At 48.1% G+C, this 268-nt stretch carries 1 protein-coding gene; it reads right to left on the reverse strand.

Features of this window, described 5'->3' with window-relative positions:
- A partial coding sequence (locus SB725_RS31520; RefSeq protein ID WP_410923344.1) for a proton-translocating transhydrogenase family protein occupies positions 1-268 on the reverse strand: 268 nt, incomplete at its 5' end.

The following is a 268-nucleotide window of genomic DNA, read 5'->3' on the forward strand; positions in this document are numbered from 1 at the left end:
TCATCGACATAAATGCTTTGGCTGGCAGGATGATAGACCTGGATCGACCACGATGACTTCGCAAGTCGGCACAACATCAGTGGTTGCGACTGGTGCTTTTTTCACTTTCGGTTTGAACATCGCAAGCATACGCTCGGTCACGGCAAAGCCACCAAAGATATTGATGCTGGCTAAAAATACCGCAAAGGCACCAAGCAAACTGGTCGGTGTAAACATTGAACCATCAATCGTGACGGTTTGTAGCATCGCACCCACGATGACGATACTT

Origin of the sequence: Pseudomonas sp. SIMBA_041 (genome assembly GCF_046535095.1) — a bacterium.
Classification (GTDB): Bacteria; Pseudomonadota; Gammaproteobacteria; order Pseudomonadales; family Pseudomonadaceae; genus Aquipseudomonas; species Aquipseudomonas mucoides.